20 protein-coding genes and 1 tRNA gene are annotated in these 21,538 nt (G+C 66.1%); 13 read left to right on the forward strand and 8 right to left on the reverse strand.

The window, feature by feature from the left end:
- Positions 1 to 8 precede the first annotated feature (8 nt).
- The 10 genes from FHT09_RS05875 (at position 9) to FHT09_RS05920 (ending at position 9,194) form a co-directional block, all read left to right on the forward strand.
- On the forward strand, positions 9 to 803 hold the full coding sequence (locus FHT09_RS05875; protein WP_104606487.1) for a polysaccharide pyruvyl transferase family protein: 795 nt from the start codon (positions 9 to 11) through the stop codon (positions 801 to 803).
- A 4-nt stretch (positions 804 to 807) separates the two neighbouring features.
- Positions 808 to 1,602 carry a WecB/TagA/CpsF family glycosyltransferase gene (locus FHT09_RS05880; protein ID WP_104606486.1) on the forward strand — a complete coding sequence of 265 codons (795 nt, stop codon included), beginning with the start codon at positions 808 to 810 and terminating at the stop codon, positions 1,600 to 1,602.
- 35 nt (positions 1,603 to 1,637) lie between these two features.
- Positions 1,638 to 2,099 (forward strand): cupin domain-containing protein, encoded by a 462-nt coding sequence (locus tag FHT09_RS05885; protein ID WP_104606485.1) that lies wholly within the window; start codon positions 1,638 to 1,640, stop codon positions 2,097 to 2,099.
- Between the two features lie 92 nt (positions 2,100 to 2,191).
- Positions 2,192 to 3,211 (forward strand): TraB/GumN family protein, encoded by a 1,020-nt coding sequence (locus tag FHT09_RS05890; protein ID WP_104606484.1) that lies wholly within the window; start codon positions 2,192 to 2,194, stop codon positions 3,209 to 3,211.
- A gap of 134 nt (positions 3,212 to 3,345) precedes the next feature.
- Complete coding sequence (locus tag FHT09_RS05895) at positions 3,346 to 4,377, forward strand: 3-oxoacyl-[acyl-carrier-protein] synthase III C-terminal domain-containing protein (protein WP_184416874.1); 1,032 nt, start codon at positions 3,346 to 3,348, stop codon at positions 4,375 to 4,377.
- Positions 4,378 to 4,412: 35 nt separating this feature from the next.
- A complete protein-coding gene (locus FHT09_RS05900; protein WP_104606483.1) occupies positions 4,413 to 5,261 on the forward strand; it encodes an MBL fold metallo-hydrolase in 849 nt (282 codons plus the stop codon).
- Positions 5,258 to 6,217, forward strand: coding sequence for an NAD(P)-dependent oxidoreductase (locus FHT09_RS05905; RefSeq protein ID WP_104606482.1), 960 nt, complete (start codon positions 5,258 to 5,260; stop codon positions 6,215 to 6,217). Before FHT09_RS05900 ends, FHT09_RS05905 begins: the two co-directional genes overlap by 4 nt.
- Entirely contained in the window at positions 6,208 to 7,359 is a 1,152-nt protein-coding gene (locus FHT09_RS05910) for a glycosyltransferase (RefSeq protein WP_104606514.1), read from the forward strand. Before FHT09_RS05905 ends, FHT09_RS05910 begins: the two co-directional genes overlap by 10 nt.
- Complete coding sequence (locus tag FHT09_RS05915; protein WP_104606481.1) at positions 7,337 to 7,948, forward strand: hypothetical protein; 612 nt, start codon at positions 7,337 to 7,339, stop codon at positions 7,946 to 7,948. The genes FHT09_RS05910 and FHT09_RS05915 overlap by 23 nt, the downstream gene beginning before the upstream one ends.
- Positions 7,938 to 9,194: a glycosyltransferase gene (locus tag FHT09_RS05920; protein ID WP_104606480.1), complete on the forward strand. Its 1,257-nt coding sequence runs from the start codon at positions 7,938 to 7,940 to the stop codon at positions 9,192 to 9,194. The genes FHT09_RS05915 and FHT09_RS05920 overlap by 11 nt, the downstream gene beginning before the upstream one ends.
- Before the next feature lie 137 nt (positions 9,195 to 9,331).
- Here the strand turns inward: FHT09_RS05920 and dxs are convergent, their stop codons facing one another.
- From dxs to FHT09_RS05945, 5 genes are all read right to left on the reverse strand, one after another.
- On the reverse strand, positions 9,332 to 11,248 hold the full coding sequence (gene dxs, locus FHT09_RS05925; protein WP_104606513.1) for a 1-deoxy-D-xylulose-5-phosphate synthase: 1,917 nt from the start codon (positions 11,246 to 11,248) through the stop codon (positions 9,332 to 9,334).
- Positions 11,249 to 11,585: 337 nt separating this feature from the next.
- Complete coding sequence (locus FHT09_RS05930; protein ID WP_104606479.1) at positions 11,586 to 12,242, reverse strand: HNH endonuclease; 657 nt, start codon at positions 12,240 to 12,242, stop codon at positions 11,586 to 11,588.
- 736 nt (positions 12,243 to 12,978) lie between these two features.
- Entirely contained in the window at positions 12,979 to 14,772 is a 1,794-nt protein-coding gene (locus FHT09_RS05935) for an acyl-CoA dehydrogenase C-terminal domain-containing protein (RefSeq protein WP_104606478.1), read from the reverse strand.
- Between the two features lie 37 nt (positions 14,773 to 14,809).
- Positions 14,810 to 15,286: an LEA type 2 family protein gene (locus FHT09_RS05940; protein ID WP_104606477.1), complete on the reverse strand. Its 477-nt coding sequence runs from the start codon at positions 15,284 to 15,286 to the stop codon at positions 14,810 to 14,812.
- A gap of 136 nt (positions 15,287 to 15,422) precedes the next feature.
- A complete protein-coding gene (locus tag FHT09_RS05945) occupies positions 15,423 to 15,959 on the reverse strand; it encodes a lipocalin family protein (protein ID WP_104536936.1) in 537 nt (178 codons plus the stop codon).
- Between the two features lie 179 nt (positions 15,960 to 16,138).
- Between FHT09_RS05945 and FHT09_RS05950 the strand changes: the two genes are divergently transcribed.
- Positions 16,139 to 16,214, forward strand: a tRNA-Phe gene (locus tag FHT09_RS05950).
- Between the two features lie 404 nt (positions 16,215 to 16,618).
- Positions 16,619 to 16,876: a hypothetical protein gene (locus tag FHT09_RS05955; protein WP_104536938.1), complete on the forward strand. Its 258-nt coding sequence runs from the start codon at positions 16,619 to 16,621 to the stop codon at positions 16,874 to 16,876.
- A gap of 133 nt (positions 16,877 to 17,009) precedes the next feature.
- Here FHT09_RS05955 and FHT09_RS05960 read toward each other — a convergent pair whose 3' ends face one another.
- Positions 17,010 to 17,684 (reverse strand): methyltransferase domain-containing protein, encoded by a 675-nt coding sequence (locus FHT09_RS05960; protein WP_104606476.1) that lies wholly within the window; start codon positions 17,682 to 17,684, stop codon positions 17,010 to 17,012.
- Positions 17,685 to 18,021: 337 nt separating this feature from the next.
- Between FHT09_RS05960 and FHT09_RS05965 the strand changes: the two genes are divergently transcribed.
- The gene (locus tag FHT09_RS05965; protein WP_104606475.1) at positions 18,022 to 19,644 is read left to right on the forward strand and encodes a hybrid sensor histidine kinase/response regulator; all 1,623 of its coding nucleotides are present in this window, start codon (positions 18,022 to 18,024) and stop codon (positions 19,642 to 19,644) included.
- Between the two features lie 282 nt (positions 19,645 to 19,926).
- Here FHT09_RS05965 and FHT09_RS05970 read toward each other — a convergent pair whose 3' ends face one another.
- Both FHT09_RS05970 and mutY read right to left on the reverse strand, forming a co-directional pair.
- On the reverse strand, positions 19,927 to 20,205 hold the full coding sequence (locus tag FHT09_RS05970) for an oxidative damage protection protein (RefSeq protein ID WP_104606474.1): 279 nt from the start codon (positions 20,203 to 20,205) through the stop codon (positions 19,927 to 19,929).
- Positions 20,206 to 20,227: 22 nt separating this feature from the next.
- A complete protein-coding gene (mutY, locus tag FHT09_RS05975) occupies positions 20,228 to 21,301 on the reverse strand; it encodes an A/G-specific adenine glycosylase (RefSeq protein ID WP_104606473.1) in 1,074 nt (357 codons plus the stop codon).
- Positions 21,302 to 21,538 lie beyond the last annotated feature (237 nt).

A 21,538-nucleotide genomic window follows, 5' to 3' on the forward strand; every position in this document is an offset into this window, starting at 1 on the left:
TGCTCGTTATGGCCAATGCTTTGCTGCAGAAATGGATCGAACATGCGGAGCGCCGTGCCTTGTTCTGGTGGCAGCCGAAGAACGCCGGCGTCAACATGGGCGATCATCTGTCCAAGGTGATTGTGTCCTGTGTGCTCTCCTTGCAGGACAAGACGCTGATCGAGAAGCGCGATCTCAGCAAGAAGCTGATTGCCATCGGGTCGGTGCTGCATTTCGCCAAGGACGGCGACACCGTCTGGGGCAGCGGCATCAACGGCAAGATTCCCGCCGAGCGGAATACCTTCAGCACCCTCGATGTGCGTGCGGTGCGCGGCCCGAAGACGCGTCAATTCCTGCTCGATCGCGGGATCGCGGTGCCGGAGGTCTACGGCGACCCCGGTTTGCTGACCCCGATGTTTTTCCCCGCCGATGCGCTGGGAACGGCGAACAAGCGCCCCTTCGCCATCGTTCCGCATTTCAACGAGCCGGCCGAGAAGTACAGCGCCTACGCGGATCATCTGGTGTTTCCCAACGTCAAGCCTGCGACGTTCATGAGCGCTTTGCTGGGCGCCGAGTTGGTGATCAGCAGCTCGCTGCATGGGCTGATTCTTGCAGAGGCGTACGGGATTCCGGCCGTTTACCTGGATTGGGGCAACGGCGAGGATCGCTTCAAGTACGACGACTACTACAACGGCACCGGACGCATGCAGTGGCACTCTGGCAACAGCGTGGAAGAGTGTCTGAAGCTTGGCGGCAACGGCGATTTCGACCTGGAGAAACTGCAGGCCGGGCTGCTGGCCGCGTTCCCTTACGATCTTTGGTGATCCGATGATGCAGGGCCGGCACGTGGATACGGAGACGACAGCAACCGCCAACTTGGCGATACCGCAGGACGTGGTGATTCCGCTCGGCGGATTTCCGGTGCTCTCCACCACGCAGGAAGCGTTCGCACTGGAGTTGTTTCAGGCATTGGCCGCCCGGCAGCCGCGCCGGGTGTTTTTCGCCAACACCAATTTCATCGTGCAATGCCAGGCACTGCGCCCGCGGGTGCGCGAGCCCAGCGTGCGCATCGTCAATGACGGCATCGGCATGGATCTGGCGGCGCGCCTGATCCATGGCCGCCGCTTTGCCGGCAACCTCAATGGCACCGACCTGATTCCGTACCTGTGTCGCGAGGCCGCGCAGCCGCTCACGTTCTTCCTGCTCGGCGGTCGTCCCGGCGTGGGCAAGACCGCTGCCGCGACCTTGACTGGGACACTGGGGCAGCAAGTGGTGGGCATGTGCGACGGCTACGGCGAATTTGCCGCCGCCGGCGAGGGCCTGGCCGAGCGCATCAATCGCTCGGGCGCCGATGTGCTGCTGGTGGCCTTCGGCAACCCGCTGCAGGAGCGCTGGATCCTGGATCACAACCGTGCCTTGAACGTGCCGCTGGTATTCGGTGTCGGCGCGTTGCTGGATTTCCTGTCCGGCACCGCCAAGCGTGCGCCGGATTGGGTGCGGCGCCTGCATATGGAATGGATGTACCGGCTGCTCAACGAGCCGCGCCGTCTGCTCAAGCGCTATAGCTGGGATTTGCTGGTGTTCTTCCGCACCTGCCTGCGCGCGGGCAAGCACCTGCGGTGATGCGCGCGCGGCGTTGGCTGGCTTAGCATGTAGCCATGCATCCGACCGCCGCCAAGCTGATCCGTTCGCTCGAACTCGCCCCGCATCCGGAGGGCGGGCATTTCCGTCGCACGTATGCGTCTGCGCACCAGGTGAGCGATGGCGGCCAGCCGCGCCCGGCGCTGACCGCCATCCGCTTCCTGCTCGCTGCCGGCGAATCCAGCGCCTGGCATCGCGTGGATGCAGAAGAAGTCTGGCACTGGCAGCAGGGCGATGCGCTGGAGCTGTCGATCTACGACGAGGCCAGCGGACAGCTGCAACGCCTGATCCTGGATGCCGCCGAGCGCGGCGAACCGATGCACGTGGTGCCGGCAGGGTACTGGCAGGCGGCACGATCGCTTGGCGATTTCACCCTGGTGGGCTGCACGGTCTCGCCGGGATTCGTGTGGGAAGGGTTTGCGCTGCTCGATGGCGCCTCGCCGCTGGCCGCGCACCTGGCCAGCCTGGATCCACGCTGAGCCATCGGCGGCTGCGGCGGCGAACATTTCCCTAACGCGGCCATGGCCGGCTTGGCGTAGTGTCCGCGTTCTCACACAGGGGGCGAGACGTGATGCGAGGCCAGCGGGCGGGGTGGGGCGTGGGAATGATGTTGGTTTCGTTGCTGGCGTCGGCCAGCGATGGCACGCAGCCGCCGCCGGCCGCGCCATCGCCGCCGGCCGTGGTCGATCTGGAAGCGATGGTGGTGCGCGGCGTACAGCCCGGCCCGGGCCTGTGGAAGGTCAGCAAGGACGAGCATGTGCTGTGGATCCTGGGCACCGTGTCGCCGCTGCCGAAGCGGCTGCAGTGGCAGGCGACCGAGGTGGAAACGATCATCGGCCAGTCGCAGCAGGTGCTGATGGCACCGACCGTGCAGATCGATGCGGACATGGGGTTGTTCGGCAAACTGACCCTGCTGCCATCGGCGATGAAGGCGATGAAGAACGAAGACGGCCGCGAACTGCGCGAGCTGCTGCCGGCCGAGCTGTATGCGCGCTGGTCGGTTGCCAAGGCACGCTATCTCGGCAGCGACCGTGGCGTGGAGCGCAAGCGCCCGATGCTTGCCGCCGGCGAGTTGTATCAGGCGGCGATCAAACGTTCCGGCCTGGCACGCTCGCCGGTGATCTGGTCGGTGGTGGAGCGTGCCGCCAAGCGCGCCGGGATCAAGCCGATCCCCACCGCGCTGGATTACAAGATCTCCGACCCGCGCCAGGCCATCAAGGAGTTCCGCGCCGGCGGTATGGACGATGTCGCGTGCTTTCGCAGCATCCTGATCACCGTCGAGCGCGACTTGCCCACGATGGTCGAGCGCGCCAACGCCTGGTCGGTGGGCGATATCGATGCACTGCGCCAGTTGCCACGCGAAGATCCTCAGGCCGCCTGCATGAGCGCCATGGCCAGTTCCGGTGCCGCCAGGAAGCGCGGCATCGACGATCTGGAACGGCGCATGCGCGAGCGCTGGCTGAGCATCGCCACCGCCGCGCTGCAACGCAATCGCAGCACCTTCGCGGTGCTGCCGATCAGCCGGCTGACCGCAGCCGATGGCTATCTGGCGCGACTGCAGGCGCTGGGATATGCGGTGGAAGCGCCTTGACGCGTCGGCACGACTGCCCTGCAGTTGTCGTCTGGAACGAGATGGCGATCGACTGACCGATCGCCGTCCACGCAGGCAGGCATGCGCACCGCGCGCTCCGGCGATCGATCGGCTCGGCCCACGCCAGCCACGGTATGCTGCGCGCCTTGTCCAAAGAGACCTCCGTGTTGAACGCATTGCCGCTGCGCATCCTGGGCACCGGGCGCCATGTCCCCGCCACGGAGGTGACCTCGCACCAGCTGGATCAACGCTGGCAGCTGCCGGCAGGCACCACCTTCGCGCGCTCGGGAGTGGCCACGCGCCATTACGTGGGCCAGGGCGAGACGGCTTCGTCGATGGGGGCGGCGGCGGCGACCCAAGCACTGGCAAGCGCTGGCATCGACGCCAGTCAGGTCGATTGCCTGATCTCGGCCTGCAGCGTCATGGAGCAGCCGATTCCCTGCCAGGCGGTGCTGATCCAGCGCGCGCTCGGGCTGGGCGATTCGGGCATCCCGGCCTTCGACGTCAACGCGACCTGCCTGAGCTTTCTGGTGGCGCTGGACATGGCCGCAAATGCGCTGGCGCTCGGGCGCTACCGGTGCGTGTTGATCGTTTCCAGCGAGGTGGCATCGGGCGGGCTGGATGCATCGTCGCCGGCCACCGCCGGCTTGTTTGGCGATGGGGCGGCCGCGGTGGTCGTGGGGCGCAGCGCGGACGACGACGGCTCGGCACTGCTGTCCAGCCGCCTGTCCAGTTACGGCGATGGCGCGGAGCTGTGCCGCATTCGCGGCGGCGGCACCCGCTATCCGCGCGGCGAAGAACAGTCGCCCGAGGCCTTGCGCAGCTTCAGCATGGATGGGCGCGGCGCCTACCGGTTCGCGGCGCGCCATCTGCCTGCATTCTGGGAACGGTTGCTGGGCGAGGCCGGCACCACCGCGGCAGCGTTGCGCTGCCTGGTGCCGCACCAGGCCTCCGGTGGCGGCCTGGATCATGTGGTGCAGGCGCTGGGGCTGCGCTCCGATCAGGTGATTCGCATCCTGCAGGCCACCGGCAACCAGGTCGCCGCCTCGTTGCCGCATGCCTTGCATCACGCCCGGATCGAACAACGCGTGCAGCGTGGCGATCTGGTTGCGCTGCTCGGCACCGGTGCCGGGCTGGCGATCGGCGGCATGGTGTTGCGGTACTAGGGCATGTGCGCATGTTCCGAACAGGTCGCGCCCTGATGCCGCCGCGCCTGTCGCTCGAGTTGCTGCGCATCGGCCATTGCCGCCACTGCGAGCGCATGGTGCGTGCGGACGGCCACTGGCATGCGGTGGAATTTCCCGCGTTGAGCGTGCTGATCCGACATCCGCAGCGCGGCGCGCTGTTGTACGACACCGGGTATGCGGAGCACTTTTTCCGCGCGACCGATCCCTGGCCCGAGCGCCTGTATCGCTGGACCACGCCGGTGCGCCTGCCCGCGCACGAGACGCTGGGCGCACAGCTGGCACGCCGTGGCGTGCAGCTGGAAGAGATCGCCTGGTGCCTGATTTCGCACTTCCATGCCGACCATGTCGGCGGTCTGCGCGATCTGCCCAACGCGCGCTTCGTGTGCCTGCGCGCCGACTATCAACAGCTGCGCAGTTGTTCGCGCCTCGGCGGCCTGCGGCGTGCCTTGTTGCCGCAGCTGCTGCCTGAGGATTTCGATCGGCGTCTGCAGTTTGCCGAGCAGGCGCCGTTGCGTGCGCTGACCGGCGCCTGGCAAGGTCTGGGTGAGGCCTACGATCTGTTCGAAGACGGTAGCGTGCTGGCCGTGCCGTTGCCTGGGCACGTGCCTGGGCAGATGGGCCTGTGGTTGCGCGATCAACACGACCGCGAGGTGCTGCTGTGTGCCGACGCGGTGTGGTCGTCGGCGACCTGGTCGGCACTGCAGTGGCCTGCCTGGCCCACACGTTTACTGATGCACGATTGGCATGCGTTCCGGCGCACCGTACAGCAGCTGCACGCGCTGTCGCACGCGCACCCGGAGTTGACCATCCTGCCGTCGCATTGCCAACCCAGTCTTGACCGTTATCAACCGGAGTGGCGATGAGCCTGCGTATTCTCGTGACCGGTGCATCCGGCTTTGTCGGTGGTGCCTTTTTGCGGCGTTTTCAGGGGCAACCGGGTGTGGAGATCCACGGCATCGGTCGTCGCGCCAGCGATCTGCCCAACTACCACCGTATCGATCTGAGCCAGCCGTTCTCGCTGCCGTGGCAGCCGGATGTGGTGATCCACGCTGCGGCATTGGCCTCGCCGTGGGGCACGCGCGCGCAGTTCCACCTGCACAACGTCCAGGCCACCGCCAACGTCATCGACTTCTGCAAGCGCCATAGCGGCCCGCGTCTGCTGTATGTGTCGTCCAGTTCGGTGTTCTATCGCGAGGAGCATCAATACGACCTCAGCGAGGACAGCCCGATCGGGCCAGCGTTCGTCAACACCTACGCACAGACCAAATACCTTGGCGAAACGCTGCTGAAGCACTATCCAGGCGACAAATCCGTGCTGCGCCCGCGTGCGGTGTTCGGGCCGGGAGACACGGTGCTGTTCCCGCGGGTGATCGCCGCTGCGCGCAAGGGTGCGCTGCCACGCTTCGTCGGCCAGACGCAGCCGGTGATCGGCGACCTGATCTACATCGATACGCTGTGCGATTATCTCTATCGCGCCGCGACCGCGCAGCAGTTGCAGCCGGCCTATAACCTCACCAATGCGCAGCCGGTGGATCTGCAGCAGTTGTTGTTGGACCTGCTCACGCGTCTGCAGCTGCCGCTGCCGCGGCGCGAGGTGCGCATCGCCACTGCATTGCGCATGGCCAGCGTGGTGGAAGCGATGTATCGCCTGCTGCGTCTGCGCGGCGAGCCGCCGATCACGCGCTTCGGCGTGGGTGCGTTCGCCTATTCCAAGACGTTCGATCCACGACGCACGCTTGCCGATCTCGGGCGGCCCAGCGTCAGTCTGGAACAAGGCATCGAGGCATTCGTGCGTTGGCAGGCGGCGCAGTGGGCGTAGTCGTTCCGATAGTGGCAGCTGCCTACCTGGCGGTGCTGATGGTCAAGACGGCTGCGGTGCTGTGGGTGCTGCGTGAGGCACGCGCGCTGCCGCCGGGCGGTGCCACCACCCAAGCCGAGGTGGCGATCCTGCAGCCGGTGCTGGGTGGCGATGCGCATTTGCAGCAGGTGCTTGCGGCCAACCTGCAAGCGCTGCCGGACGCCCAGTTTGTCTGGCTGCTGGATGCAGACGATGGCCCGGGAAATAGCGTTGCTGACGCCTTGATTGCGCTGCATCCGCATGCACGCATCCAGCGCATGTGGGTGCCGGCCGCGCCAGCCGGCATCAACCCCAAGGCGTGGAAGCTCGAGCACGCGCTGGCACATGTGCGCGCGCCGATCAGCCTGATCCTCGACGACGATGCACAGCTGAGCGCCAGCGCGCTCGCACGCCTGCTGCAGGATCTGACCGACGCCGATATGGTCACCGCGTTGCCGTACTACCAGGACAGCGCCACGCTGGCAGGCCGCCTGTTGTCGCAGTTCGTCAACAACAATGCGGCGCTGACTTATCTGGGCTGGTTGCCGTTCGCCGCGCCGCTGACCATCAACGGCATGTGCTATGCCGCACGCACCAAGCAACTGCGCGCATGGGGCGGGTTTGCCGCGTTACTGCAGCAGCTCACCGACGATCTGGCCGTTGCCACCTTGGTGCGTGAGCGCGGCGGGCGACTGCGCCAATCCGTCGCGCCGGTGGCGATGCGCACCGCGATGCCGGATCTGGCCAGCTACGCACGCCAGATGCATCGATGGATGCTGTTCGCGTCGATCCTGCTGCGTCGGCAGAGCGTGGGCGTGCGTGCGGCGATCGGCGTGCTGCAGGGGTTGCCGCCGTTGCTGCTGCTGGCCTTGCTGGCCTGTGCCTGCGTGCAGGCGAGCTGGCCGGCGCTGGCCTGGGTGCTGGGCACCGTGCTGCTGCGTGCGCTGGTGCTGTGCCTGGTGCAATGGCGGTTGACCGGTGCGGTTCGCCACCGTCCATTGCTGTCGGTGGTTGCGGAGTGCCTGCAGCCGCTGCATCTGCTGCATGCTGCGCTGGTGCGCACGATCCGCTGGCGCACCCGGCATTATCGCGTGTTGCCGGATGGGCGCTTTCGTGCGGACTGACGGCGCCACCCTGCAGATCGCCTTCCTCACCGGGCAAAGCGATCCGGAGAGTTGCGCATTGAGCATGCAACAGCAGCATTTTCTGCAGCAGCTGCAAGGCCCGGGCCGACGGCTGATTGACTGCAATTATCCGTATCGCCTTGATAGTCCACCGCAACGACATACGCCGCTGTGGCGCGCCAGCGTGTCCAACGCGCGCCAGTATCTGGCCGCACGCGCCGCACGCGTTGCCGATGCAGATCGCCTGCGCGTGGTCGCGCTGCTGGAGCAGGCGCCGACGACGGTGCTGCTGGCCGGCAGCTGTGGCCTGCAGTTGCTGACAGCGTTACGGCTGCCGCAGGCGCTGCGCGCACGCCTTGCCGTGTTCGCCTATGGCCCGGTGTGCAATGCACCTGCCACGTTCGGGCAGCTGCGCGTCGTCCAGGGCAGCGGCGACTGGATCTCGCGCGCGCTGTTCGCCGGTACGCCAGACCTGACCCCTGCATGCGGGCATATGGCGTATCTGCGCGATGCGATGGTGCTGGCCGATTGCCAGGCCTTCATCGCGCAGGTCGAGCAGGCAGTGCAGGGGAGCGGGCATGCGCATTGATCTGATCGCGCCGCCGTATAGCGGGCATCTGCATCCGATCCTGGCGATCGCCCGGCAGCTGGCGCCACATCACGATGTGCACGTCATCAGCACGCCGGCCGCACTGGCGCGCATCCGTGCATGCGGACTGAGCGCGGTCGGCGTGCTGGATGCGCACGCCGACCGGCACTTGCTCGACATCGCCAACCCACCGCATGCGGTCGGCCACAATCCCTTGCGGCTGCGCCGACAGTTGCACAGCGCGCTTGGCCTGATGACGCGGGTGGGCGATGCGGTACGGCAGCGCTGGCGCGAGCGGAGGCCGGATCTGGTGATCGCCGACTTCACCCTGCCCAGCGCGGGGCTGGCGGCACAGGCGATGGGCATCGCCTGGTGGACCAGCATGCCGTCGCCATGCGTGATCGAAACCGGCGACGGGCCTCCGGCGTATTTCGGTGGCCTGCTTCCGGCATCCACGGCGAGGCAGCGGATCTGGCAGGCGATGGCGCGGCGGCTGACGCGTGGCTTCAAACGGGGCCTGCACCTGTGTTATCGCCGTCAGATGCGCGCATCCGGATTGCCGGCGATCTATCGCAGCGATCGCAGCGAAGCGGTGTATTCGCCGCACTGCATCCTGGCCCTGGGGCTGCCGTCGTTCGAGCTGGCGCGGCGCTGGCCGGCGGCGGTGCGCTTCGTCGGGCCGCAGTTGTGCACGCCGCCAGCGTCGGTTGCGCCGCCGCAGTTCATCCCCGGTCGTCGGCATGTGCTGGTGACGCTGGGCACGCATCTGCAATGGGTCAAGCAGCGGATGGACCAGGTGCTGCGTGCGGTGGCGCTGCAGTTTCCGCAGGTGATCTTCCACTTCAGCGATGGCGATAGCGCCGCGGCGCCAGCGCAGACGCACGGCAACTACCAGCGCCTGCCGTACGTGGACTACGCGCAGCAGCTGCATCGCTACGAGCTGGTGGTCCACCATGGCGGTGCCGGCATCCTGTATGCCTGCCTGGCCGCGGGCTTGCCGTCGATCGTCTACCCGCTGGATTACGATCAGTTCGACCATGCCGCGCGCCTGCACAGCGCAGGTGCGTCCTGGTGGCTACGCAAGCTGGACGGCCTGGCTGCGCTGTTACGCGATGCATTGGCTGCCACCGAACTGCCAGCGGGCGTGCGTAGATTGCAGGCAGAGCTGCACGACATGGAAGCGCAGGCGCGCATCGTGCGGCTGGTGGACGAATTTGCACGCACCTGTGCGGTGCCGCAGATTTAATGCGTCATCGCGCGGGATCGGTCGTGTGGCGGGTCACTACATCCGCGTCATCACCCGTCATAGGTCATTGCCGACACAGGCAGGCGATTCGTCCAACCGCCTGCCGCAACTGCCGCCGCGTGCAACCAGCGCAGGCCTCAGCCCGCAGCGGCATTCAACGCTGGCGGCTTGCCTGCCATCAGCTGCGGCCAGCGCTTGAGCACCGCAGCGCGGATGCCAGCCTGGTCGATGCCGGCCTCGGCCAGCAGGTCTTCGCGGCTGGCGTGGTGCTGGAAGCTGTCCGGCAGGCCCAGGTGCAGCATCGGCATGGTGACCGCTTCGGCACTGAGCAGTTCGGCCACGCCCGAGCCAGCGCCGCCGGCAACAACATTGTCTTCGATGGTGACGAAGCCTTCGTGGCTTTCGGCCAGTTCCAGCAGCATGGCCTTATCGAGCGGTTTGACGAAGCGCATGTTGACCACGGTCAGGCCAAGTTCGCGGCCGACCGCTTCTGCCGCATCCACGCTTGCACCAAAGCCCAACAGGGCGATGCGTGTGCCGCTGTGACGCAACTGCGCCTTGCCGATCGGCAAGGTGGTGAGCGCTGTATCGAGTGCGCTGCCGGGGCCGGTGCCGCGTGGGTAGCGCACTGCCGCCGGGCCTTCGTAATGTACGCCGGTGGTGAGCATCTGACGGCATTCGGCTTCGTCGGCCGGCGCCATCACCACCATGTGCGGGACGCAGCGCAGGAAGCTCAGGTCCAGGTTGCCGGCGTGGGTGGCGCCATCCGGGCCGACCACGCCGCCGCGGTCGATCGCGAACAGCACGTCGAGCTTCTGCACCGCCACGTCGTGCACCAGCTGGTCGTAGCCGCGCTGGAGGAAGGTGGAGTAGATCGCCACCACCGGTTTGGCGCCCTGGGTCGCCATGCCGGCAGCCAGCGTCACCGCGTGTTGCTCGGCAATCGCCACGTCGAAATAGCGCTGCGGATACTCCTTGCTGAAACGCACCAGGCCCGAACCTTCGCGCATTGCCGGGGTGATCACCAACAGCTTGGGCTCGGCCGCGGCCATGTCGCAGACCCAGTCGCTGAAGATGTCGGTGTAGGTCGGTTTCTTGGCGCCGGCCTTGGCGACCAGGCCCTTGCTCGGATCGAATGGGCCCACGGCGTGGTACCCGATCTGGTCGCCTTCGGCCAGTTCGTAACCCTTGCCCTTGGTGGTGATCACGTGCAGCAGCTGCGGGCCCTTGAGCGTCTTCAGGGTCTTCAGTGCGCCGACCAGGCCGGGCAGGTCGTGGCCGTCGATCGGGCCGGTGTAATGGAAGCCCATTTCCTCGAACAGCGTGGACGGCACGAACATGCCCTTCCAGTGTTCTTCCCAGCGCCGTACGAAGCGCGCGGTGGGGTTGTTCTTCTTGTCGCCGAGGATCTTCTTGCCGCCCTCGCGGATCGCGTTGAGGGTGCGGCTGCCGCTGGCACGCCCCAGCATCTTGGTCAGCCCGCCCACCGCTTCGGAGATCGACATGCGGTTGTCGTTGAGGATCACCAGCAGGTTCGGCTCCGGGTCCATGCCGCCGGCGTGGTTGAGCGCCTCGTAGACCATACCGGCGGTCATCGCGCCGTCGCCGATCACCGCCACCACCTTGCGCTCGTCGCCACTGCGTTGCGCGGCGATCGCCATGCCCAGCGCGGCCGAGATCGAAGTCGAGGAGTGCCCGACGCCGAAGGTGTCGTAGACGCTCTCTTCGCGCTTGGGGAACGGCGCCACGCCGTCCTTCTGCTTGACCGTGTGGATCTGCTCGCGGCGGCCGGTGAGGATCTTGTGCGGGTAAGTCTGGTGACCCACATCCCATACCAGCTGATCGACCGGGGTCTGATATAGATAGTGCAGGGCGACGGTGAGTTCGATCACGCCCAGGCCGGCCGCAAAATGCCCGCCGCTCTTGCCCACCGATTCGATGAGGTAGGCGCGCAGCTCTTCGGCGATCGCGGTGAGATCGGCCTCGTCGAAAGTGCGCAGGTCGTCGGGGGTCTGGATGCGGGACAGGCGCGGATAGCGGGTGGAGTCGATCATCATCGTGTCAATGTTCTGAAGCCGTATTGTCCTCCCCATGCGAAGGCCCGGCAAGCAAGCCGGTTCAGCTGTCAGCGGGAAGTGAGGGCCGAGCCTGTCGGCAGTGCAGGCGTGCGTGCCGGGTTCCCAGGGCTGCGGCAATCTGCCGCACCCTGACCAGGGCCCTTGGGCGATATGCGCGGGCGTCGTATGGCTCGCGGGTGGAGTCGACGCATGCGGGACGGACGCGAGGGCATGCGTCGTGAAACGACACACTCGACACCGTCGACGACGCCTTCTCTCAGTCGGCCGTTGCCAATGCTCGCAACTTGGCGCTCGGCGCGTGGTGCCGAGCCGGCTACAGCGACAGTTTCGAGCGCTTGGGCAACTGCGCGCGCAGGAACGCCATCTGGTCGGAGAGGATGTTGCGGTTGGACAGGATCAGATGTTCGATCCAGCTCGGCCGGTACGGCACCGCCAGCAACGGCATATGCGCCTGCTGTGGCGTCCGGTTGGCCTTGCGCGAGTTGCACTGGAAGCAGGCGGTGACCACGTTCTCCCAGCTGTCGCGGCCGCCCTTGGAGACCGGCATGACGTGATCGCGGGTCAGATGCGGACGACTGAAGTGCTGGCCGCAATACATACACAACTGCGCATCGCGCGCGAACAGCGCAGTGTTGCTGAGGGTCGGCGTCGGGTCCAGCGCACGCGAACGCGCGTGCCCACGTGCGGCGATGATGGGATGCAATTCCAGCACGCTGCGCGCGCCGGTCAGGCGCGAGATGCCGCCATGGATCTGCATGCAGGGCTCGCCCAGCGTCCAGGACACCGCATCGCGTGCGTACAGACAGGCGGCGTCCTGCCAGTTGATCCAGTCCAGCACCCGGCCATGCGCATCGAGCGAAAGCAGGCGCAAGGTAGGAAGCTGCTGGATTGCAGCGACAGCGCTGCCCGCGACCGGAGCAGAAGAGCCTCCGGGGAAGATCACATCACCTGCGTGCGTGTCTGTCTCCATCGGGAAAACAGCTTATACCCGATCGTTGACAGTTTGTGTATCGCAGCGAATGGCTTTGGCGCGCGTCTTGCAATCAGGGATCAGCACGTCCCCGCCCAGCCGCCCCGGCAGCGCTGCGTCACCAATCTTCGGACGCGTTGCAGGCCTTGTCCGTAGGAGCGCACCCGGGCGCGACGTCTCGCCGAGCGGTACCGCCTCGTCGCGGCCAGGTCCGCTCCTACGACAGCGGCAGAATCCTGGGGTGTTGCCATAGGAGCACACCCGGGCGCGACGTCTCGCCGATCGGTACTGCCTCGTCGCGGCCAGGTCCGCTCCTACGACAGCGGCGCAATCCTGGGGTGTTGCTATAGGAGCGCACCCGGGCGCGGCGTCTCGCCGATCGGTACTGCCTCATCGCGGCCAGGTCCGCTCCTACGACAGCGGCAGAATCCTGCGGTGTTGCCGTAGGAGCGCACCCGGGCGCGACGTCTCGCCGATCGGTACCGCCTCGTCGTGGCCAGGTCCGCTCCTACGACAGCGACGGAATCCTGCGATGTTGCCGTAGGAGCGCACCCGGGCGCGACGTCTCGCCGATCGGTACCGCCTCGTCGCGGCCAGGTCCGCTCCTACGACAGCGGCGGAATCCCGCGATGTTGCCGTAAGAGCGCACCCGGGCGCGACGTCTCGCCGATCGGTACCGCCGCATCGCGGCCAGGGTCGCTACGACAGCGGCCCTGGCCGCGATGATGGCACTTGCTCAGGCTTCGCCGAACAACTCCGCGTCCAGCGTCATCAACGGCGCTGCGCCGCTGCGGATGGTGGCGGCATGGGTCAGCGTGCGCGGCAGCACGCGTGCGAAGTAGAAGCGGGCGGTTTCGCGCTTGGCGCGCTTGAACTCTTCGCTGTGCGCGGAAGCATCGGCAGCGGCCACGCTGCGCGCCCACCAGTACGCCAGCACTACATAGCCGGAATAGAACAGGTAGTCGTAGCTGGCGGCACCGAGTTCGTCCGGGTTGCGGGCGGCGCGATCGAGCACATCGCGGGTCAGCATCGCCCACTCGCTGCACTTGTCGCGCAGCGGCTTGATGAACTCGGCCAGCGCCGCCGCGTCCTGCTGCGCATTGGCGAAGCGTTCGACATCGGCCAGGAACAGCTTCAGTCCTGCCGCCTGGCTGGCAGCGGTCTTGCGGCCGATCAGGTCCAGCGCCTGGATGCCGGTGGTGCCTTCGTAGATGGTGGTGATGCGCGCGTCGCGGGCCAGCTGCTCCATGCCGTATTCGCGGATGTAGCCGTGGCCGCCGAAGCACTGCAGCGCGTGGTAGGTGTTCTCGATCGACCATTCGGTCTGGCAGGCCTTGGAGATCGGAGTGAGGAAGCTCACCAGGGTCTCGGCGTCGGCGCGCTCCTGCTCGGTGGCGCCGCGGTGGGCCACGTCGACCAGGCTGGCGGCGTACAGCGCGAGCAGGCGGCTGCCTTCGGTCAGCGACTTGATGGTCAGCAGCATGCGGCGCACGTCCGGGTGCACGATGATCGGGTCGGCCGGCTTGTCGGGAAACCTGGCGCCGCTGAGCGCGCGCGATTGCAGGCGCTCGCGGGTGTAGCGCAGCGCGTTCTGGTACGCCCGTTCGGACAGGCCGATGCCCTGCAGGCCCACACTCAGGCGTGCGGTATTCATCATCGTAAACATGGCCTGCAGGCCCTTGTGCGGCTGGCCGACCAGGTAGCCCTGCGCGCCTTCGAAGTTCATCACGCAGGTCACCGAACCCTTGATGCCCATCTTGTGCTCGATCGAGCCACAGTGCAGTGCATTGCGTTCGCCCACGTTGCCGTCGCGGTCCACCTTGAACTTGGGGGTGACGAACAGCGAGATGCCCTTGGCACCGGGCGGTGCGTCCGGCAACTTGGCCAGCACCAGATGCACGATGTTGTCGGTGAGATCGTGCTCGCCGGCGGTGATGAAGATCTTGGTGCCGGTGATGGCATAGCTGCCGTCGGCGTTGGGCTCGGCGCGGGTCTTGAGCAGGCCCAGGTCGGTGCCGCAATGCGGCTCGGTCAGGCACATGGTGCCGGTCCAGCGGCCGTCGATCAGCGGCTTGAGGAAGACATTCTGCTGCCAGGTTTCGCCGTGCTGGCGCAGCGCTTCCATCGCGCCGTGCGACAGCAGCGGGAAGTTGCCCCAGGCCAGGTTGGCGGCGTTGATCATTTCGCTCAATGGCACACCCAGCGTGTGCGGCATGCCCTGGCCGCCGAACTGCGTCTCGGCGGTGAGGCCGTTCCAGCCGCCTTCCACGAACTGGTCGTAGGCCGCACGGAAGCCGGGCGGGGTGGTCACCGCATGGGTGCTCTTGTCGAAGGCACAGCCGATTTCGTCGCCGATGCTGTTGAGCGGCGCCAGCACCTGCGCGGTGAAGCGGCCGGCCTCTTCGAGCACGGCGTCGATGATGTCGGTGCTGGCGTCGGCATAACCGAGCCGGGCGAACAAAGCCTCGGCGCCAAGCACGTCGTGCAGGGCGAAGCGGAAATCGGTCAGCGGGGCGGTGTAGCTGCTCATGCGGAATCCTTCAAACAAGTGCGGGAGGGCGTGCGCGTCAGCGCAGCACGCCGTTGAGGCCGGGGGCCGGGCTGAGCGTGTTGCGCGATTCGACGCTGAAATCGCGCTGCTTCTTGTCCTGCGGCGTCGCCCACACCGTGCCCTTGAGCGAGTAAGGCAGCGAGCGGCCGCCGGCGAGCACATCGGCCACGGTGAGACGGCCCAGCGAGGTCGGCTGCACGCTGACTGTCACCACGTCGGCGGTTTCCGGGCCGATCGAGATGCCGACGCTCTGGTCGAGCTTGCCGGCCAGCTGATCGCCGGCGGAAATCTCCAGCGCCACGCGCTCGAACTGCATCGGGATGCTGCTGTAGTTCTGCAGCCGCAGATCGACCGACCAGGAGCCATCGGCACGCACGGTCAATTGCTGGATGCTGGCGGCCGGCTCGGACACGCGGCGGACCGCACCGCCGCAGGCGCTCAGCATCAGGCCGCAGGCCAGCGAGACGATCAGGAAACGGTAGGCACGACGCATGTACTGAGGTCCTTGGCGGGATGAGGCGGCGCCAAGAATACTACGCAGTACGGTTGCTGCCTTGCTGCCTTACGGCGTGTCCGGGTGCAGGCGTTGCGGAGTATGCCCGGCGCGGCCCGCGTTCAGGCCGTTGGCGTCAACGCAATGGCGCAGCCACGACCAGCGGCGACAGGTCGTAGCCCATCTGCGTGGCCTGACGCTTGAGTTGCTCGAACTGCGCGCGCTGCATCTGTGGCGAGCGCGACAGGATCCACAGATAGGTGCGGTCCGGTTCGCCGACCACCGCCCATTGGTAGTCCGGGTCGAGTGCGATCACCCAGTAGTCGGCCCACACCAGCGGCAACCAGCTCAGCCACTCCGGCGCAAAGCGCACCTGCAGCTGCCCGGGCCGGCCCTCGACCGGCCGTGCCACTCCCTCGGCCTGGGTCAGCTCGCCATCGGCGGCGCGGCAGCCGTTGCGCACGCCGATCAAGCCATCGTCGCGCAAGGTGTAGCTGGCGGTGATGTCGCTGCGGCACTTCTTCTGGAACGACACCGGAAGATGCGCGATCTCATGCCACTGGCCGGCGTAGCGGGATATGTCCAATTGCGGCACTGCGCGTACCGGCTGTTGGGCCGCGGCCATCAACGGCAGCAGCAAGGCGAACGACAACAGCAGGCGGGGCAGGCGCATGACAATCTCCTCGGGACCCGCGCAGGCTAGGCCATGCCGCCTTCGGTGCGGTGTGAACCGATGCAAGAAAGCACGGTCGCCGCGCCGGCCCGCAACAAAGTTCATCGCAAGGCTTGCTCAAACTGCGCCTGCTCGCTATGATGCGCGTCCTCGCAACGCAGGCAGCATGTTGCGATAGTGGCCGAGTAGCTCAGTTGGTAGAGCAGGGGATTGAAAATCCCCGTGTCGGCGGTTCGATTCCGTCCTCGGCCACCATTTCCCAGCCTTCGTTCGCAAGGCTTCCCGGCAATCGCCGGATGTGCAAACTCTTTTTCTTCTTTTGTTGACGGTACTTTGCAGCGATTGCTGCGGATGGAATTCTTGCGTTTGCCGGCAGACCTGTCGCCTGCGGCTAAACGAACTGCTGTGTTGCTCCGCGCTGTAACGCCGACTTCTGGGCGGCGCGTGCGTTGATCAAACTCCAGCTGCTGCGCAGCGCCTGATTGTTCCTTCTCCCCTCGGGAGAATGTGCCCGAAGGGCGGATGCGGGTAAGGCCCTCCCTTGAATGGGCTTGGCAGATTGCGTCCGGTGACCCAAGGGGTTGGAGTCGGCTCGCGCGCTGCCGGATCGCGGTGGTTTTCCACGTGGTCTTCAACTGCGCGTGGCGATACTTCCGCGCATGACGCACAAAACACTTCGACGCACGTTGATTCACGGCTACTGCGGTGAGTTCCGCGTGGAAACGATGGAAAGTCAGGCCCCTGGACAGACCCAGTGGTCGTCGACGGCATTCGTGTATCACCGCGACCACCCCTTGCCGATCGCCACGATCGAGGGCGCGGGGCAGGGTGAGTACCGCGGCGATGCGCGCGAGCAGGCGCTGCGCGTGGGTTCGTGTCTGGCCGAGTTTCTGGACCCGAAGGAATACCGCCTCTGAGGCTAGGCGCCGGCACCGCGGCGCCAGGCTGCGCTGATACGCATGAGCGGGCACAAGGTGCTCAAAGTCGATCCGCGCAAGCCGATCGCATTGTCCGCCGGCACCCCTGCACCCGATTGACGCGGCAGAGCGATCAGCGGCCTGCTGGCCACCAGTTGTCCATGTTGCGCCGGTAGACGAACAGGCGCGGTGCCTTGGCCACCTGCGCCGCGGCCTGGCGTTCGCCGGCGACCAACGAAAACCCGATGTCCGCCAGCATGCGCGAGAGCGCGTTGGCGTTGCCGCGGCCCGGATCGCTGATGACGATCTCGCACGAAGGCCTGGCCAGCAAGGGAATGAGGCTGGCCAACATGGTGGCGTGGCGGGTTTCGTACAGCACGTCGCTGGCGATGATCATGTCGAACTGGCCCATGTTCAGCGCGCCGGCGTCCCAGTCGAGCCGGCGATACGGCACCGAGTCCAGGGAGTTGAGTGCGGCGTTGTACGCCAGGAACACCTCTGCCAGCGGGTGATGATCGCTGGCGACCACGTCGGCGCCGCGCCGGCGCAACACCAGGCTGGCCAGCCCCAGGCCGCAGCCGAGTTCGAGAATGCGCCGGCCTTCGATCGGGCGCGTGGCCATTGCCTCGGCCAGTAGCCGACCGGCAGGCCAGACCTGCCCGAACAGGCTCCATTGCGCCGAGGAAATGCCTGCATCGGCCGCACTCTCGTCCGGATCGGCGTATTGCTGTTTGTCGGCAAGTGCGCGGATGACGTAGGTCAGTTGCCCGAAGGTCAACTCGTGAATCTGGGTCTGGTAGCCCGGCATGGTGGCATCGCATGATCGCCAGAGCCTGCGCTGGCTGGAAAGACGCGCGCAACGGCGCCAGAACGGCCGAACGAAGCGCAAGAGCTGCTTGCTGCCCGCGCATGCTACGGCAAAACGACCGATGCACCTGCCTGCCAATGCTGGCCTTCCGTGCCGCCATTAACCTGCTTTCAGCAAGCGACGGCGCAGGCCATCGCTCACGCGTGCACGCTTGCATGCGCTGCTCATGGCCATTGCTGCTCACCGTGAGCTAGGCATTTCGTTTGGATGTGAGGGATCAGCTCACCGGCCCGGACTAGACTATTGCCACGGGAATGGCCCCGCGGAGAACATGCACTTGAACGATCCCGGCGACGCAGAGCTAAGGGCGCCTCACATCGGCGAATCGCGCAGTCTTCCTGTCGATAAGCACCGCTCGGATATCTTCTTTGCGGCGGTGGAAACCACGCGAATGCCGATGACCGTGACCGATCCGCATCTGCCGGACAATCCGATCGTGTTCGCCAACCGCGCATTCCTGGAAATGACCGGGTATTCGGCGGAGGAGATCATCGGCAACAACTGCCGCTTTCTGCAGGGGCCGGAAACCGACCGCTCCAGCATCGACGATGTGCGCGAATCGATCGACAACCGGCGCGAATTCGCTACCGAAGTGCTGAATTACCGCAAGGACGGTTCGTCGTTCTGGAATGCGTTGTTCGTTTCGCCGGTGTTCGACGACAGCGGCCGCCTGGTGTATTTCTTCGGCTCGCAACTGGATGTGAGCCGTCGTCGCGATGCCGAAGACGCCCTGCGCCAGGCGCAGAAGATGGAAGCCCTGGGTCAGCTGACCGGCGGCATTGCGCACGATTTCAACAATCTGCTGCAGGTGATGTCCGGCCATCTGGAGGTGATCCAGATGATGGCCAACAAGGGCGGCGATAACGCGCAACGCATCGCTTTCAGTGCCGAGCACGCGGCCGCCGCCGCCGCCAAGGCCGCCACGCTGACGCAGCAATTGCTGGCGTTTTCGCGCAATCAGAAATTGCGCGGACGGGTGGTGAATCTCAATGGTCTGGTGGCGGGCATGAACAACATGGCCGAGCGCGTGCTGGGCGGCGGCATCACCATGCAGCAGTCGCTGGACGAGCGCTTGTGGAATTGCCAGATCGATACCACGCAGGCCGAAGTGGCGCTGCTGAACGTGCTGATCAACGCGCGCGATGCGATGGCGCAGGCCGAGCGCAAGCAGGTCACCGTACAGACGCAGAATGTGGAAATCACCAGCCACGATCTGGCGATGTATCACCAGCTGGCACCGGGCCGTTATGTGAGCCTTGCGGTGAGCGACACCGGCTCGGGGATGCCACCGGACGTCGCCAGCCGGGTCATGGAGCCGTTCTTCACCACCAAGGACGAAGGGCAGGGGACGGGCCTGGGCCTGTCGATGGTGTACGGCTTCGTCAAGCAGTCCGGCGGCACCGTGCGCATCTACAGCGAAGTGGGCGAGGGCACCACGGTGCGTCTGTACTTTCCCGCCTCCAGCGAGTTCGAGAACGAGTTGCAGGCCGTCAAGGGCCGTGCGATCGACAAGGGCGGCAGCGAGACCGTCCTGATCGTGGAAGACAAGCCGGATGTGGCGGTGGTGGCGCAGATGTTCCTGGAAGGTGCCGGTTATCGCATCCTGACCGCATCCAGCGGACGCGAAGCGATCGAGGTGCTGGAGCGGCATCCGGAGGTGGACGCGGTGTTTACCGATCTGATCATGCCCGGCGGTATGAATGGCGTGGTGCTGGCGCGCGAGGCGCGCCGCATGCTGCCGAAGATCAAGATCCTGCTGACCACCGGCTATGCCGATGCCGGCATTCAGCGCACTGACGTGGGTGGTGCGGAATTTGGCGTGGTCAACAAGCCGTATACGCAGAAGGAGTTGCTCAAACGGATCCGCATGCTGCTGGACGGGCCCACCGGTGTCGGCTGAGGCGGACCCATCGGGCAGTGCGATGCCAGGATGTAGCCTGCAGATGGTCGCTGCGATCGTGCAGCGGCGGCCGCGCTGCAGGTCTGTCCTGCGCTGCGCTCGTTCTGTCCTGTCTTGTCTGAGAACGGCTAAAGCCGCGACCAGCAGTGCTCGGCCCGAAGGAGATGTTGCCCAGGATCTGGAGAGCATGCGTGATGCACGCCGATCTCGATCACCGACCGCGCCTGTTGGCGGTGAGCGCAGTGGTTTGCGGGCCGCGGGCCGCGCTGAATCCTGACATGCTTACTCTTCGCTCATCGGCGCGACATAGCCATCCGGCTTGTCGGCATTGCGTTCGAACAGGAACTTCTGCAGCTCGGCTTCGAGAAAGGCACGGTGTTTGGGGTCGCGCGGCGACAGCCGGTTTTCGTTGATCAGCATGGTCTGGTGTGCCAACCACGCTTGCCAGGCGGTCTTGCCGATCTGCGCGAAGATGCGCTGGCCGAGCTCGCCGGGATACGGTACGAAATCCAGGCCTTCGGCGTCGCTTTGCTGGTACTGGCAGAACACGGTGCGGGACATGCGGATTCCTTGAAGTGCGTGCTTACAGTGCGTCGAGCAGCTTGCGGATCGGCGCCGGCAGACCCAGCGATGCGAGATCGGCGCGGGCGACCCAGCGCAGGTCGTCATTGTCGCGTACCGCAGGGCGCAGTGCGACCTTTCGTACGCGCAACGGCTGCAGATGCAGGCGGTAGTGGCTGAAGGTGTGCACGATCAACGGCATCTCGTCGGCGCGTTCGTAGTCGCCCTCGATGTGGTTGTCGAACCATGTGCGCATGCCGCTGTCGGTCTCGGCCTGCGGCAGCGTCCACAGCGAGGCCCAGATGCCGGTCGGCGGGCGGCGCTGCAGCAGGATCTGCCTGTCCGCGTTTTCCAGCAGCAGCGCGGTGGCTTCGCGCTCGGGCAACGCCTTGCCGGGCTTGGGCGTGGGCAGTGCTTCCACCAGACCGTCGCGGCGCGCCACGCAGTCGTCCTGCAGCGGGCACAGCACGCAGGCCGGTTTGGCGCGTGTGCACAGTGTGGCGCCGAAATCCATTTGCGCCTGGGTGTAGTCGGCCAGGCGGCCGGCCGGCACCTGCGCCACATGTGTCGTTGCCAGTTGCCACAACTGCTTTTCGATCGCCGGCAAGCTGGGATAGCCGGCAATGCCGTGGAAGCGCGTCAGCACGCGTTTGACGTTGCCGTCCATGATCGCGAAGCGGTCGTTCCAGGCCTGGCTGAGGATGGCGCCGGCGGTGCTGCGGCCGATGCCGGGCAACGCCAGCAACGCATCGAAATCGCGCGGCAACTCGCCACCGTGCAGGGCGACGCATTGTTTGGCCGCAGCATGCAGATTGCGTGCACGTGCGTAATAGCCCAGCCCGGCCCAGTGCGCCATCACCGTGTCGTTGTCGGCTGCGGCCAGGTCGGCCAGGGTCGGAAAGCTGGCGACGAACTTATGGAAATACGGAATGACCACCGCGACCTGGGTCTGCTGCAGCATGATTTCCGACAACCACACCCGGTACGGCGCGCGCGGATGCTGCCAGGGCAGATCGTGGCGGCCATGGCCGTCGAACCAGTGCAGCAGTCGGTCGACAAAGGCATCAGCGGTGGCAGTGGCGTGATCGGCTGGCATGGGGTCTGCTGGCGAAGGAAGGCGATGACGTCGGGTGGATGACGTTCGGCTACGCGCGTAGGGCGGTGGGCCGATCAGTGCAGCGGAAACGCAAGTCCAACCAAGCATTGGTCGCAGAACAAGCCTTCAGCGCCAGGCCAGTGCGGTGCGGCCGGTGCATGGTAATGAACCAGCTCTGCATTGCGCCGCGCGCGCCTGCGCAATGCCGCCGCCAATGGCCGGGCGAGCTCCAGGCCA

This window comes from Xanthomonas sp. CFBP 8152 (assembly GCF_014199025.1).
Classification (GTDB): Bacteria; Pseudomonadota; Gammaproteobacteria; order Xanthomonadales; family Xanthomonadaceae; genus Xanthomonas; species Xanthomonas arboricola_B.